The 13,262-nt window shown below is 75.0% G+C and carries 14 protein-coding genes; 3 read left to right on the forward strand and 11 right to left on the reverse strand.

The features are described 5' to 3' along the window. The first annotated feature begins 88 nt into the window (after positions 1 to 88). The gene (locus tag ACQEU6_RS15845) at positions 89 to 880 is read left to right on the forward strand and encodes an ABC transporter substrate-binding protein (RefSeq protein WP_499332687.1); all 792 of its coding nucleotides are present in this window, start codon (positions 89 to 91) and stop codon (positions 878 to 880) included. A gap of 30 nt (positions 881 to 910) precedes the next feature. On the opposite strand, the gene ACQEU6_RS15850 is transcribed toward ACQEU6_RS15845, so the two are convergent. From ACQEU6_RS15850 to ACQEU6_RS15870, 5 genes are all read right to left on the reverse strand, one after another. Beyond that, positions 911 to 1,351, reverse strand: coding sequence for a MarR family winged helix-turn-helix transcriptional regulator (locus tag ACQEU6_RS15850; RefSeq protein ID WP_499332689.1), 441 nt, complete (start codon positions 1,349 to 1,351; stop codon positions 911 to 913). Further along, a complete protein-coding gene (locus ACQEU6_RS15855; RefSeq protein ID WP_499332690.1) occupies positions 1,348 to 2,814 on the reverse strand; it encodes an MFS transporter in 1,467 nt (488 codons plus the stop codon). The genes ACQEU6_RS15850 and ACQEU6_RS15855 overlap by 4 nt, the downstream gene beginning before the upstream one ends. A gap of 81 nt (positions 2,815 to 2,895) precedes the next feature. Beyond that, positions 2,896 to 3,705, reverse strand: a complete 810-nt coding sequence (locus ACQEU6_RS15860) for an ABC transporter ATP-binding protein (protein ID WP_499332691.1) — start codon at positions 3,703 to 3,705, stop codon at positions 2,896 to 2,898. Next, a complete protein-coding gene (locus ACQEU6_RS15865) occupies positions 3,705 to 4,802 on the reverse strand; it encodes a FecCD family ABC transporter permease (protein ID WP_499332692.1) in 1,098 nt (365 codons plus the stop codon). The genes ACQEU6_RS15860 and ACQEU6_RS15865 overlap by 1 nt, the downstream gene beginning before the upstream one ends. Then, positions 4,799 to 5,896 (reverse strand): FecCD family ABC transporter permease, encoded by a 1,098-nt coding sequence (locus tag ACQEU6_RS15870; protein ID WP_499340208.1) that lies wholly within the window; start codon positions 5,894 to 5,896, stop codon positions 4,799 to 4,801. Before ACQEU6_RS15870 ends, ACQEU6_RS15865 begins: the two co-directional genes overlap by 4 nt. An 86-nt stretch (positions 5,897 to 5,982) precedes the next feature. On the opposite strand from ACQEU6_RS15870, the gene ACQEU6_RS15875 reads away from it, so the two are divergent. Both ACQEU6_RS15875 and ACQEU6_RS15880 read left to right on the forward strand, forming a co-directional pair. Next, positions 5,983 to 7,011: an ABC transporter substrate-binding protein gene (locus ACQEU6_RS15875; protein ID WP_499332694.1), complete on the forward strand. Its 1,029-nt coding sequence runs from the start codon at positions 5,983 to 5,985 to the stop codon at positions 7,009 to 7,011. A 7-nt stretch (positions 7,012 to 7,018) separates the two neighbouring features. Continuing rightward, entirely contained in the window at positions 7,019 to 7,852 is an 834-nt protein-coding gene (locus ACQEU6_RS15880; RefSeq protein ID WP_499332695.1) for a siderophore-interacting protein, read from the forward strand. Positions 7,853 to 7,858: 6 nt separating this feature from the next. Here ACQEU6_RS15880 and mnhG read toward each other — a convergent pair whose 3' ends face one another. Genes mnhG through mbhE form a run of 6 tightly spaced genes read right to left on the reverse strand, consistent with a single transcriptional unit; the run spans position 7,859 to position 13,214 of the window. Continuing rightward, entirely contained in the window at positions 7,859 to 8,188 is a 330-nt protein-coding gene (gene mnhG / locus ACQEU6_RS15885) for a monovalent cation/H(+) antiporter subunit G (protein ID WP_499332696.1), read from the reverse strand. Continuing rightward, the gene (locus tag ACQEU6_RS15890; protein ID WP_499332697.1) at positions 8,185 to 8,451 is read right to left on the reverse strand and encodes an MrpF/PhaF family protein; all 267 of its coding nucleotides are present in this window, start codon (positions 8,449 to 8,451) and stop codon (positions 8,185 to 8,187) included. Before ACQEU6_RS15890 ends, mnhG begins: the two co-directional genes overlap by 4 nt. Further along, the gene (locus ACQEU6_RS15895; protein ID WP_499332699.1) at positions 8,448 to 8,987 is read right to left on the reverse strand and encodes a Na+/H+ antiporter subunit E; all 540 of its coding nucleotides are present in this window, start codon (positions 8,985 to 8,987) and stop codon (positions 8,448 to 8,450) included. Before ACQEU6_RS15895 ends, ACQEU6_RS15890 begins: the two co-directional genes overlap by 4 nt. Further along, the gene (locus ACQEU6_RS15900) at positions 8,984 to 10,504 is read right to left on the reverse strand and encodes a Na+/H+ antiporter subunit D (RefSeq protein ID WP_499332700.1); all 1,521 of its coding nucleotides are present in this window, start codon (positions 10,502 to 10,504) and stop codon (positions 8,984 to 8,986) included. The genes ACQEU6_RS15895 and ACQEU6_RS15900 overlap by 4 nt, the downstream gene beginning before the upstream one ends. Beyond that, positions 10,501 to 10,917: a Na(+)/H(+) antiporter subunit C gene (locus ACQEU6_RS15905; protein ID WP_499332701.1), complete on the reverse strand. Its 417-nt coding sequence runs from the start codon at positions 10,915 to 10,917 to the stop codon at positions 10,501 to 10,503. The genes ACQEU6_RS15900 and ACQEU6_RS15905 overlap by 4 nt, the downstream gene beginning before the upstream one ends. Continuing rightward, a complete protein-coding gene (mbhE, locus tag ACQEU6_RS15910; protein WP_499332704.1) occupies positions 10,914 to 13,214 on the reverse strand; it encodes a hydrogen gas-evolving membrane-bound hydrogenase subunit E in 2,301 nt (766 codons plus the stop codon). The genes ACQEU6_RS15905 and mbhE overlap by 4 nt, the downstream gene beginning before the upstream one ends. Positions 13,215 to 13,262: the final 48 nt, after the last annotated feature.

The raw sequence follows: 13,262 nt of genomic DNA on the forward strand, positions 1-13,262 counted from the left end.
ACCGGGACGTGGACGCGGCTGCGCACCGCCGCGTCCCGGCGCCGGGCCTCCCGTCCCCTCACCGATTCGAGCAAGAGGAGCAAGCAATATGAGGCGCATCCGCAGATCCGGCGCGGCACGTCTCACCGCGGTCGCCGCGCTGGCCGTGGCGCTGCCGCTCGGCATGGCGTCGGGCTGCAGCGGCAAGGCGTCCGGCGGGTCCGGCGGGACCGGCCCGGACGGCGTCAGGACCGGGCCCGGCGTCACCGACGCCGCGATCCGCCTCGGCGTCGAGACCGACCTGACCGACAGCGACATGTCCGCGCAGGTCGCGGCGCTGAAGAGCGCGGGCGTCAAGGCGATCCTGCTGAGCGCCGGGCCCAAGCAGTCGGCGTCGCTGGCGGGCCTCGCCCGCGCCAAGGGCATGACCGCGCCGATCGTGGCGAGCAACTCCGGGTTCTCCCCGCAGCTCCTGCAGACCGCCGCGGCGCCCGCGCTGCTCAAGGACTTCTACCTCGCCGGCGCCGGCGCGCCCGTCTCGTCCGGCCTGGCGCCGATCAGGAAGCTGGCGGACGACTACGGGAGGAAGTACCCGGGGCAGCCGCGCGACAGCGCCGTCGTCAACGGCTACACGGGCGCGGTCATCTTCGCGGACGCGCTGAAGAAGGCGTGCGCCGCCAAGGACCTCACCCGGGAGGGCCTGATCACCGCGCACCGCTCCACCACGGCCCACGACGGCGGCTACGGCACGCCGATGGACTTCTCGAAGGTGGACGAGCCGGGCACCCGCAGGACCTACATCCTGCGGACGGACGCCAAGGCGCTCGGCGGTCTGGTCGTCGAGCGGCAGCCCGCGGAGTCGGAGGCGGCCGAGACCTACAAGGTCCCCGCCGGCGCCTGAGGCCCGGGGCGCGCGGCCCCGGGCCCGCGGTCAGCCTTCGGAGACGAGGCGCGCCGCGACCCGGTCGAGGACGGCGAGGTCCTCGACCGGGAGGTCGTAGAGCGACGGCGGCGGGGTGTCGAGGATCCGCTCGGCCTCCGCCGCCGCGGCCCGCCCCGCCGCCGTCACCGTCACGATCTTGGAGCGGCGGTCGGCGGGGTTCTCGGTCCGCTCGACCAGGCCCCGCCCGACCAGGTCGTCCACCACGAGGGTGACGTAGGGGCGGTCGGTGAGCAGCCTCTCGGCGAGGTCGCGCAGCGTCGGCGGCGTGCTCGCCGCGGCGATGTGGCGCAGCGCCTTGACCCGGAAGAAGCTCATGCCGAGCGCCTCGGTGACCTCGCGGCGCCGGTCGCCGCGCTCGTGCAGCAGGACCCTCAGGTTGTGCCACGCCCGCGCGGCGGCGTCGGCGTGCTGGACGGCGGGCTCGGTCATCGCGCACTCGCTCCCGTCACCTCGCGTGCGTCCGGCACCGGATCGTCGCCGAACAGGCCGGCCGTGCGCGCCGCGCTGCGGGCGGCCCGCCGGCCCGTGGTGGCCGTGCCCAGCACCAGGACCGCGGCGGCGCATCCGGCGAGGATCCAGTATGCCGGTCGGGCGGCCGCCACGAAGGCGGGCGCGGCGGGATGGGCCGCGGACGCCCCGGCGGCCAGCACCGCGCCGATCACCGCGACGCCGAGCGCCTGCCCGATCTGGCGGCTGGTGGAGGCGACCGCCGCGGCGACGCCCGCCTGGGCGCGCGGCATCCCCGACACGGCGGTGTTGGTGATCGGCGAGTTCACCATGCCGAACCCGATCCCGAACAGCACGTACGCGGCGAACAGCGTGAGGTCGCGCGTCTCGGCGTCGAACGCCGCGAAGAGCAGCCCGCTGGCGAGCATCGCCGCCCCCGCGATCTGGAGCGGGAGCCGCGGGCCCCGGCCGCCGACGAGCCGTCCCGACAGCGGGGCGGTCACGGCGGTCATCGCCGCCATCGGCAGCAGGAACAGCCCCGCGTGCAGCGCCGACAGCCCGCGCACGTTCTGCAGGTAGAGGGTGTTGAGGAAGAGGAAGCCGCCGAGCGCCGCGAACGCGCTGACGGCGATGACGGTCGCGCCGGAGAACGGGACGCTGCGGAAGAAGCGCAGGTCGATGAGCGGCTCGGGGGCGCGCAGGGCGTGCACGACGAACCCGGCGAGGGACGCGGCGGCGACGATCGCGGCGCCGTACACGGCCGGGTCGGCCAGGCCGCGGCCGGGCGCCTCGATGATCGCGTAGGTCAGCGTCCCGAGCAGAAGGATCATGAACGCCTGGCCGAGCGGATCGGGGCGGCGCGGGCGCGGGGCGCGCGACTCGGGGACGAACAGCGCGGTCAGCACGAGCGCGGCCAGCCCGATCGGCACGTTCAGCCAGAAGATCGACCGCCAGCCGACCGAGTCGACCAGCACCCCGCCGACCAGCGGCCCCATCGCCATGCTGAGCCCGACGACGGCGCCCCAGACGCCGATGGCGCGGGCCCGCTCGCGCGGCTCGGTGAACACGTTCGTGATGATCGACATCGCGACCGGGTTGAGCATCGACCCGCCGACCGCCTGCACGACGCGGGCGGCGACGAGCAGGCCGAGGGACGGCGCGAGGCTGCACAGCACCGACCCGACGGAGAACAGCGCGAGGCCGGTCTGGAACACGCGGCGCCGCCCGATCCGGTCGGCGGTCGAGCCGGACAGGAGGAGCAGGGACGCCAGCACGATCAGGTACGCGTCGATCGCCCACTGCAGGCCCGACAGCGAGCTGTGGAAGTCGCGCTGCAGCGAGGGGAGCGCGACGTTGAGGATCGTGTTGTCCAGGCTGACGATGAGCAGGCTGAGGCAGCAGATGGCCAGCACCGCCAGCCGGCGCCGGGGACTGAGTTCGGGCACGCCGGCCTCCAATCGTTATAGCCCTACAACCGTTATGAGGCTACAACGATTCCCGGTGTGCCCCGCCCGGCGGCGGGCGCCTCAGCGCGGGGCGGCGATGCGGGCGCGGGCCGCCGGAACCACCAGCGGGGTCCCGGTCTCCGGGCAGTCGATCACCCGGCACGGCAGCCGGAAGACCTGTTCCACCAGGTCGGCGGTGACGACGGCGGACGGGTCGCCCTCGGCCGCGATCCGGCCGTCCCGCATCGCGATCATGTGCGTCGCGTAGCGGGCGGCGTGATTGAGATCATGCAGGACGGCGACGATCGTCCGGCCCTCCTCGTGCAGCCGCGCGCACAGGTCGAGAACCTCGATCTGGTGCGCGATGTCGAGGTAGGTCGTCGGCTCGTCCAGCAGCAGCAGCGGCGTCTGCTGGGCGAGCACCATGGCGATCCAGACCCGCTGGCGCTGCCCGCCCGACAGCTCGTCCACATGCCGGTCGGCGATGTCCCCGACGCCGGTCGCGGCCATCGACTCCGCGACGACCCGCTCGTCCTCCCTGGACCACTGCCGCAGCAGGCTCTGGTGCGGGTACCGGCCGCGCGAGACCAGGTCGGCGACCGTGATCCCCTCCGGCGCGATGGACGACTGCGGCAGCAGCCCGAGCGTCCGCGCCAGCTTCTTCGCGGGCCAGTCGGCGATGGGGCGGCCGTCCAGCACGACCGACCCGGCGGAGGGCCTGAGGATCCGCGCCAGCGCCCGCAGCAGCGTCGACTTGCCGCAGGCGTTGGGCCCCACGATCACCGTGAACGAGCCCTCCGGCACCGCCACGTCGAGGTCCTCGGCGATGGTGCGCTTGTCGTAGGCCAGGGTGAGCCCGGCGCCGGCGAGCCGCGCGGTCGCGTCCTTCATCACATCCGTCCCGTCTTGCGTTCGGTCACGAGGAGCCAGACCAGGTACCCGCCGCCGAGCAGCCCGGTCACCACGCCGACCGGGAGCTGGTGGCCGGGGAAGCCGCGCTGCGCCGCCCAGTCGGCGGCCGCCATCAGCGCGGCGCCCATGCACGCCGCCGGGAGCAGGTTGGGGCCGGCCGTCCGGGTGAGGCGGCGGGCGAGCTGCGGCGCGGTCAGCGCGACGAACGAGACCGGCCCGGCCGCCGCCGCGGCGAGCGCGGTGAGCAGCACGGCCGCGGCCAGCAGCAGCACCCGGATCCGCTCGATGGGCACGCCGAGCCCGTGCGCCGCGTCGTCGCCCATCTCCAGCATCCGCAGCGCCCGGCCGCAGCCGGCGAGGGCGAGCGGGCCGAGCACCGCGAGCGCCGCGATGACGGGCGCGGCGTCCGCCCAGTCGCGGCCGTCCAGGCTGCCGGTCAGCCACAGCACGGCGCGGGCCGCGTCGGTGATCTCCGCCTGGGTGATCAGGTAGCCGTTGACGCCGGTGAGGATCGCGGCGACGCCGATGCCGACGAGGATGAGCCGCTGCCCGTGCGCGCCGCGCCGCCCGGCCACCAGGTACACGACCAGGCCGGTGAGCAGGCCGCCGCCCGCCGCGCCGGCCGCGACCGCGGCGCTGCCGGCGCCGGTCAGCACGATCACGGCGAGGACGCCGGTCGCGGCGCCCTGGCTGAAGCCGAGGATGTCGGGACTGCCGAGCGGGTTGCGGGTGAGCGACTGGAAGATCGCGCCCGCCAGCCCGAGCGCGGCGCCGACCGCGAGCCCGGCCGCCACGCGCGGCAGCCGGATCTCGTTCACGATGAGCGCGTCGGCGGGCGACCCCCGCCCGGCCAGCGTCCGGACGACGTCGGCGGGGCTGATCGGGAAGTCGCCGCCGCCGATGAGCAGCACGCCCGTCCCGAGCGCGACGGCGAGGCAGAGCCCCGCGACGGCGAGCGCGCGCGGCCGGAACCGGAACGACGCCGCGGGCGTCCGGACGACGGCGAAGTGCGGCCCCCTGCTCAGCGCTTCTCGTGGGGGGACGACCCCCCACACCCCCCGGTTCGCTCCGCTCATGAGAGGGACCTCCTCGGACGACGGACGAAGTACAGGAACACCGGCCCGCCGGCCACGACCATCACGACGCCCACCTGGAGCTCGGACGGACGCACCACGACGCGTCCGAGGACGTCCGCCGCGAGCATCAGGGCGGGCGAGAGCACCGCGCAGAACGGGATCAGCCGGCGCAGGTCGGGGCCGGTCAGGGCGCCGACGAGGTGCGGCACCATCAGCCCGACGAAGATGATCGGCCCGCACGCGGCCGTCGCCGCGCCGCACAGCAGCGTGACCGTGACGATCGCGGCGATCCGGACGCGTCCGGGGTCGGCGCCGAGCGCGCGGGCGGCGTCCTCCCCCATCGCCATCGCGTTCAGCGGGCGCGCCAGCAGCAGCGCGGCGACCAGCCCGGCCAGAACGAACGGCGCGCCGCGGACGACGGTGTAGCCCTGCGCGGAGGCGAGCGACCCGACCGTCCAGAAGCGCATCCGGTCGAGGGACGCGGTGTCGAGCAGCTGCACCGCGTTGACGTAGGAGAAGAGCGCGGCGTTCAGCGCCGACCCGGCGAGGGCGAGCCGGGCCGGGGTGGCGGCGCGCCCGCCGCCGACCGCGTAGAGCAGCACCGCGACGGCGCCCGCGCCGGCGAACGCGAACCACACGAACCCGGTGAACGAGGTGACGCCGAGGAAGGAGATGGCCGAGACGACCGCGGCGGCGGCGCCCGCGTTGATGCCGAGCAGGCCGGGGTCGGCGAGCGGGTTGCGGGTGAGCGACTGCATCACCGCGCCCGCGAGGCCGAGCGCGGTCCCCGCGAGGAGCCCCAGCAGGGTGCGCGGCAGGCGCATCTCGCGGACGAGCGTGTACGCCGCCGAATCGGCGTCGAAGAGCCCGTCCCACACCTGGCCGGGCGACAGCGGCTTCGCTCCGACTCCGAGGCTCAGCAGGGCGGCGGCGAGCAGGAGGAGCAGCGCGCCGGCGAGTCCGGCGGCCCACCGGGCGCCCGGCGGCCGCCGGGCGCCCGCCGCCTCCGCGGGCGGCGTGACCGGCGGCGACTTCGTCGTCAACACGTGGCGGGCTCCGGGGGGACGGCCGGGGACCACCGTGACGGTCCCCACTCTGGACAAGATCTTAGGTTAGGTTAACCTAAGTTTCCATCGGCCGACTATCCGGCCAGGCAACTTGATTTGGGAGAACGTCGGACATGTCGAACATCGGGGCACAGCACCTCACCCGCCGCGGCCTGCTCGGCGCGGGCGGCACCCTCGCCCTCGGGGCGCTCATCAGCGCGTGCGGAGGCGGTGACGGCGCGAGCGGCACGGCCTCGCCGGGCGGCGGCGCCTGGACGTTCACCGACGACCGCGGCACGCGGGTCGAGCTCAAGGCGCGCCCGCAGCGGGTCGTCGCCTACGTCGGCGCCGCCGCCGCCCTCTACGACTTCGGCGTGGACGAGCGGCTCGTCGGCGTGTACGGCCCGACGAAGCTCAAGGACGGCAGGCCGGACCCCCAGGCCGGGAACCTGCCCGTCGACCGCCTGGAGATCATCGGCAACGCCTACGGCGAGTTCAACATCGAGAAGTACGCCGCGCTGCGTCCCGACCTGCTCGTCGACAACATGTTCGTGCAGGGCGACCTGTTCTACGTCCCGGCCGAGAGCAAGGACAAGATCTTCGCGCTGGCGGACTCGGTCGGCATCTCCGCCGGCGCCGTCGCGCTGCCGAAGCCGATCGAGCGCACCGCCGCGCTCGCCGCCGCGCTCGGAGCCGACCTGAAGTCGGCGAAGGTGACCGCCGCCAAGGCCCGGTTCGACAAGGCCGCCGAGGCGCTGCGCGCGGCGGCCAAGGCCAAGCCGGGCCTGAAGGTGCTGGCGGCGTCCGCGAGCCCCGACCTGTTCTACGCCTCCAGCCCCGCGAAGAACACCGACCTCATCTACTACAAGGAGCTCGGCGTCGATCTGATCGTCCCCGAGAAGCTGGGCAAGGACGGCTACTTCGAGGAGCTGAGCTGGGAGAACGCCGACAAGTACCGCGCCGACGTCATCATGCTCGACTCCCGCACGCAGGCGCTCCAGCCGAAGGACCTCGGGTCCAAGCCGTCCTGGAAGGACCTGCCCGCGGTGAAGGCGGGCCAGGTGATCGCGTGGCAGCCCGAGCCCCGCTTCTCCCACGAGGGCTGCGCGCCGGTCCTCGAAGCGCTCGCGGCGTCCGTCCAGTCGGCGAAGAAGGCGGGCTGAGGCCGCGATGGCGAGGACCCCGGCGCACCCGTACGCCTTCTTCGACCTGCACGTCCTGCGGTCCGAGCGGCTCGGCCCGTCCATGGTCCGCGTCACCTTCGGCGGGGAGCCGGTGGACGGCTTCGTCACCGCCGGGCGCGACCAGCGGTTCAAGATCTTCCTGCCGCACCCGCACCAGGACGCCCCGGTGATGCCGCAGGGCGCCGACGGCGACACGTGGTTCACGGACTGGCGGACGATGGACCCGGCGGTCCGCGGCATCATGCGGTCCTACACCGTCCGCGCCAAGCGGCCCGGCGAGCTCGACGTCGACTTCGCGCTGCACACCGACGGCGCGTCCGGCCCGGCCGCCCGCTGGGCCGCGGCGGCGGGCGCGGGCGACCGCGTCACCGTCCTCGGCCCGACCGGCCCCGACAACGGCGGCTACGACTTCCGGCCGCCGCCCGGCGCGCCGGTCGTGATGGCGGGCGACCTGACCGCGCTGCCCGCCATCGCCGGCAACCTCGCCTGGCTGCCCGCCGGGACGCCCGCGCAGGTCTGGATCGACGTCCCGGACCCCGGCGACCGGCAGGACCTGCCGGCCGCCGCCGGCGCGCAGATCTCCTGGGTCACCCCGGGCGGCCTGCTGGACGCCGTGCGCGCGGCGACGATCCCGGACGGCGCGTACGCGTGGATCGCGGGCGAGTCCGCCCAGGTCAAGGCGCTACGGCGGCATCTGGTGAACGAGCGCGGCCTGCACCGCCGCGCGGTCACCTTCACCGGCTACTGGCGGCGCGGCGCCACCGAGGAGGACCTCCTCGCCGAGGTCGTCGCCGGCGGCAGCCCCGCCACCGAGGAGTGAGAGCGGTCAGGGGTCGCGGCCGGTGTCGTCGATGGTGAGGACGCTCCGGTCGAGGGCGCCGGCGCGGTAGGCGGCGGCGCCGATCGTCTGGGCGGCGACGGGCGCGGTGAGGAGCTGGAAGACCGCGACCAGCAGCAGCGGCGCGGCGCCCGCAGCGGAGCCCGCCTGGGGCGCGGCGCCCCCGAGGACGAGCAGGAGCCCGATCGTCTGCGGCTTGGTCGCGGCGTGCAGCCGGGTGAGCAGGTCGGGGAACCGCAGCACGCCGAGCGCGCCCACCGCGCAGAACGCGGCGCCCGCGGGAAGCAGGACGGCGGTGACGACGTCGCCGGCGGTCACGGGCCCTCCTCCCGCCGCGCCGCGAGGCGGGCGGCGGTGACCGACCCGACGAACCCCAGAAGCACGACGGCCACCAGGATCGTCGACAGCGCGGGCTCGCCCCAGACGGCCGAGTGCACCGCGATGCCGCTGACCAGCAGCACCGCCAGGACGTCCACGGCCATGATCCGGTCGAAGGAGGTCGGGCCGCGGACGAGCCGCGCGGCGGTCATCAGGACCGCCGCGCCCAGCAGGACCATGGTGACGGTGTAGACGACGGTCATCCCCGCCCCTCCTCCTCCGCTGTGTCCTCGGGGGTCACGAGGGCCCCCATCAGCCTGCGCTCCGTGCGCAGCACGCCGTCCCGCGCGGCGTCGGCCTCCCGGCGGTCGCGGACCGGCATGCCGTGGATGCGCAGGATCGACCGCTCCCAGTCGAGGTCGACGAGCAGGGTGCCGGGACGCAGGGAGATGCTCGTCGTGACCGCGAGCAGCACGAGCTCCGAGCGCGTCCGGGCCCTCACCTCGATGACGGCGCCCCTGACCCGGCGCGGGGCGCGCAGCGCGTGCCAGCCGATGACCACGCTCGACGCCAGCAGGTCCCACGCGAGTTCCGCGGCGGCCTCGGCGAGGCGCAGCGGCCGGATCCGGGTGACGAGCGGGACGGCGGGCAGCCTGCTCACCGTGTAGGCGACGGCCGCGGCGACGGCGCCGCCCGCGACGACGAGGGCGTCGACCCGTCCCCACAGCAGCACCCAGACGGCGAGCAGCCACGCCGCCATGCCCAGCCGGGCGCCGATCCTGCGGACCGCGGTCCTCACGGCGCCCTCCCGTCCAGCACGGCCCGCCGGTAGGCCGACGGCTCCACCAGATCGGCCGCGGCGCGCGCGCTCCAGGACGACAGCGGCCCGGCGAACCCGGCGATGAAGAGCCCGCCGGCGACCATCACGGCCGTCACCGCCTGCATGACCCGCACCCCGCCCCGGGTGTAGGGCTCGGCCCCGGGCGGCTCCCCCGCCTCGGCGGGCCGGGGGCGCCAGAACCCGAGCGCCCAGATCCGCGCCATCGCCATGAGCGTGAGGAGGCTCGCGAGCACCGCGACGCCGGTGACGGCGTACGCCAGCGGCCGTCCCGACCCGAGGCCCGCCTGGAACAGGGCGAGCTTCGCGACGAACCCCGACGTCGGCGGCACCCCGCTCACGCTCATCGCGGGGATGAAGAACAGCACGGCGATGAGGGCCGACAGGCGGGCGAGGCCGCCGAGCCGGCGCAGCGACGTCTCCCCCGTGCGGGCCTGGATCAGGTCGCTGACCAGGAACAGCGTCGCCTGCACGACGATGTGGTGGACGAGGTAGAGGATCGCCCCCGTGAGCCCGGCGACGTCGAACAGCGCCAGGCCGAAGAGCATGTAGCCGATGTGGCCGACGAGGGTGAACGAGAACACCCGGTGGATGTCGTCGTTCGCCAGCGCGCCGAGCGTGCCGACGACCATCGTCCCGGCCGCGAGGACGAGCATCACCCACGACCCGTGCTCGCGGGGGAACACCAGCGTCTCGACGCGGATGAGCGCGTACACCGCGGCCTTGGTCAGCAGCGCGGCGAACACGGCGGTGACCTTGGTGAGGGCGGCCGGGTAGGCGTCCGGCAGCCACAGGTGCATCGGCACGATCGCGCCCTTGATCCCGAACACGACGAGGAACAGCAGCCCGAGCGCCGTGCGGGTGCCCGCCGGCAGTCCCGGGACGCGCTCGGACAGGTCGGCGAGGTTCACCGTCCCCGCCGCCGCGTAGGTCAGGGCGAGCGCGGTGAGGAACATGATCGAGGACGTGAGGCTGACGACCGTGTAGGTCATGCTCGCCCGGAGGCGCTCGGCCGTCGGCTGGAGGGTCATGAGCACGTAGCTCGACGCGAGCATCACCTCGAAAGCGACGAACAGGTTGAACAGGTCGCCGGCGAGGAACACCAGGCCGACCCCGGCGGTCAGCGCCAGGTAGGCGGGATGGAACACCCCCGGCTCGCTCCGGCGCTCCAGCGCGCCCGCGCCCTCCGCCACCGCGTGCAGCATGATCGCCAGCAGCACGGTGCTGGACACCACGAGCAGCAGCGCCGACAGCCGGTCGGCGACCAGCGTGATGCCGAGCGGGGCCGCCCATCCCCCGGCCTGGACGGCGACGACCCCGTCCCGCGCCACGGCGGCCAGCACCGCCGCCGACGCCGCCACCGCGCCCGCCCCGACGAGCGGCGCGAGGACCCGCAGCCAGAACCGGCGGCGGCTGATCATCGCGAGGGCGGCGCCCAGCAGCGGCAGCGCGAACGGCAGGGGAAGCAGGACGTTCACTCGTCCTCCTCCAGGGGGTCGTGCGGTTCCGGCGGGGCGTCCCAGGACTCGCGGCGGCGCCCGGCGCGGATCCTGCGGTCCTCGACGTCGTCCCGCACCTCGTCCTCGCCGAGCAGCCGCCGGCTCCGGTACGCCAGCGCCAGCAGGAACGCCGTGACACCGAACGTGATCACGATGGCGGTGAGCGCCATCGCCTGCGGCAGCGGGTCGGCCATCGTCCGCCGCGAGCCCCCGCCGAGCAGCGGCGGCGCCCCCGCGGCCCCGCCCGCCAGCAGCAGGACGAGGTTGGCGCCGTGCCCGAGCAGCATGAAGCCGACCACGACGCGGATCAGTGACCGCTGCATCAGCAGGTCGAACCCGGCCGCGAACAGCACGGCGACGGTCAGCACGAGGACGAGCGCGGGCCCGGTCACGCCGCCTCCTCCTCGTCCCGTTCGTCCTCCAGGCCCGCCCCGAGCGTGGTGAGGATCGTCAGCACCAGTCCGAGGACCACCAGGTACACCCCGATGTCGAAGAACAGGCTGGTCGGCACCTCGACCTCGCCCAGGACGGGCGGCGACGCGTGCCAGATCTCCCCCTGGAGGAACTCCCCGTGCGGGAACCCCCCGGCCGTCCAGCCGGCCGCGCCCGTCGCGACCGCGAGGCCGAGGCCGCCGCCGATCAGGACGCTCGGCCGCACCGGCAGCGCGGACGCCAGCTCCCGCCGGCCGCCCGGCAGGTACCGCAGCACGAACGCCATGCCCGCCACGAGCCCGCCCACGAACCCGCCGCCCGGATGGCCGTGCCCGGCCACGAGCAGGTAGAGGGAGAACACGAGGATCGTCGGGCCGAGGAACCGCGCCGCGGCCTCCAGCACCACCGAGGACCCGCCGAGCGGCGGGCGCCCCGGCGCCGCCAGCCAGCGGCTCCCCGCCTCTCCCGGCCCGCGCTCGCCGCCGGCCGGGCTCGGCAGCCGCCGCCCGCTCGTCACCAGCCCGACGACGCCCATCGCCGCGACGCCCAGCACCGTGATCTCGCCGAGCGTGTCCAGCGCACGCATCTCGACGAGGATCGCGTTCACGACGTTCTCGGCCCCCTCCTCGCTCGCGAGCCGGGCGTACCCGGGCCCGGCCGGACGGGTGTCCCGGCTCAGCGCCGCCACCACCAGGAACAGCGCGACGAACCCGCCGAGGCACACGCTGATCGCCCCGACGACCGCCCTGGCCGACCCCTTGCGGCGCCTCGGCGGGTACCGGACCGGCAGCCGCCGCAGCACCAGCACGAGCATGATCAGCGACAGCGTCTCCACGACGAAGAGCGTCAGCGCGAGATCGGGACCGCCCTGCACCACGAACAGCCCGGCGACCCCGTAACCCGTCCCGGCGAGCAGCAGCGCGGCCGTCAGCCTCCGGCGGGCCCGCAGCGCCGCGAGCGCGCAGCCGATCACGACCACGGCCAGCACGACCTGCGCCGGGTCGTCCCACGCGCGCAGCCGGTCCACCGGGACGGCCGGGCCGGTCCCCCAGACCAGGGCCGCCGCCAGCGCCGAGCCCGGCACCACCAGCGCCATCACGCCGATCACACCGAGGTAGACGGGCAGCGAACCGATCTGCACGCGCCTGGTCACCTCGTGGGCCCCGGCGAGGATCCCCTCGACCGTCCCGTCGTAGCCGCGCTGCGCGTCGAGGAACCGCCACCGCGGCCGCCTGACGGGGAACGTCCGTCCGAACAGGACGAACACCACGGCACCCGACACGAGCGCGACCACGGAAAGCCAGAGCGCCGACCCGGGCCCGTGCCACAAGGCGAGCTTGTACGCGCCGTCCCCCGGCAGCGTGCCCGCATAGGGCCCGGCGAGCTTCTGCATCGCGCCGGGTGCGACGCCCAGAGCGAACCCGGCCCCCGCGAGGACCACGACGGGCCCCACCAGACCCCAATGCCCCCCGGGCGTGACATCCGCCTGACCACCGAACGCACCGACCAGGAACCGCACGCCGTAGGCCACGGTCAGCGCGGACCCCGCCACGACCCCGATGAGGACGGCGACGTCCCAGCCGCCATGCGCGAAGGCCTCCATGGCGGCCTCTTTCGCCACGAACCCAAGGAAAGGCGGCAGCCCGATCATCGACGCGGTGGCCGCCGTCGCCGTCCCGCCGCGCGGCGGGTCGGCCGCGATCGCCGAGATCCGGTACGTCCCGGCGGCCTGCCCGAGCAGCACGAACCCGGCGAGCATGAGGAGCCCGAACGCGGTCGTCGTCAGCAGCGCCTGCGCCGCCGCCCGCCGGTCCTCCGCCCGCTCCGGCCGGGTCGCGCCGATCAGCACGAACGAGCTGACCGTGGTCAGCTCCCAGAAGACGTACAGGACGAGCAGGTTGTCGGACAGCACGAGCCCCGTCATCGCCCCCGCGAACGCGACGAGCGTCCCGATCATCAGCCGCTCGGAACGGTCGAAGTACCAGCCCGCGTAGCACAGGACGACGGCCCCCACCCCGCCGATCAGCAGGAGCATCACGATGGACAGCGCGTCCAGCCGGAAGTCGAACACCAGCCCGAGCTCCGGCGCCCAGTCCAACCGCGCCGTGAGCGCGCCCCGCCCGACCTGCGCGGCGGCCCACCCGGCCGTGGCCGCCGGAAGCACCGCCGCGGCACACGCCATGACCCGCCGGTGCCGCCCGAACACCCAGGGCACGACGACCGCGACGACGGCGTAAGCGAGAACGAGCACGAGCATGCCGCCGCAGCCCCTCTCCGCCAGGCACGTCGCCTCCCACGTACCCGA

Origin of the sequence: Spirillospora sp. CA-108201, assembly GCF_050936235.1 — a bacterium.
Taxonomy (GTDB): Bacteria; Actinomycetota; Actinomycetes; order Streptosporangiales; family Streptosporangiaceae; genus Spirillospora.

Excerpts from the sequence above, each read along its gene's own strand:
- ACQEU6_RS15860 (WP_499332691.1), bottom strand. The coding sequence starts at position 3,705 with ATGAAGGACGCGACCGCGCGGCTCGCCGGCGCCGGGCTCACCCTGGCC.
- ACQEU6_RS15845 (WP_499332687.1), top strand. The coding sequence starts at position 89 with ATGAGGCGCATCCGCAGATCCGGCGCGGCACGTCTCACCGCGGTCGCC.
- ACQEU6_RS15850 (WP_499332689.1), bottom strand. The coding sequence starts at position 1,351 with ATGACCGAGCCCGCCGTCCAGCACGCCGACGCCGCCGCGCGGGCGTGG.
- mbhE (WP_499332704.1), bottom strand. The coding sequence starts at position 13,214 with ATGCTCGTGCTCGTTCTCGCTTACGCCGTCGTCGCGGTCGTCGTGCCC.
- ACQEU6_RS15865 (WP_499332692.1), bottom strand. The coding sequence starts at position 4,802 with ATGAGCGGAGCGAACCGGGGGGTGTGGGGGGTCGTCCCCCCACGAGAA.
- ACQEU6_RS15875 (WP_499332694.1), top strand. The coding sequence starts at position 5,983 with ATGTCGAACATCGGGGCACAGCACCTCACCCGCCGCGGCCTGCTCGGC.
- ACQEU6_RS15880 (WP_499332695.1), top strand. The coding sequence starts at position 7,019 with ATGGCGAGGACCCCGGCGCACCCGTACGCCTTCTTCGACCTGCACGTC.
- ACQEU6_RS15890 (WP_499332697.1), bottom strand. The coding sequence starts at position 8,451 with ATGACCGTCGTCTACACCGTCACCATGGTCCTGCTGGGCGCGGCGGTC.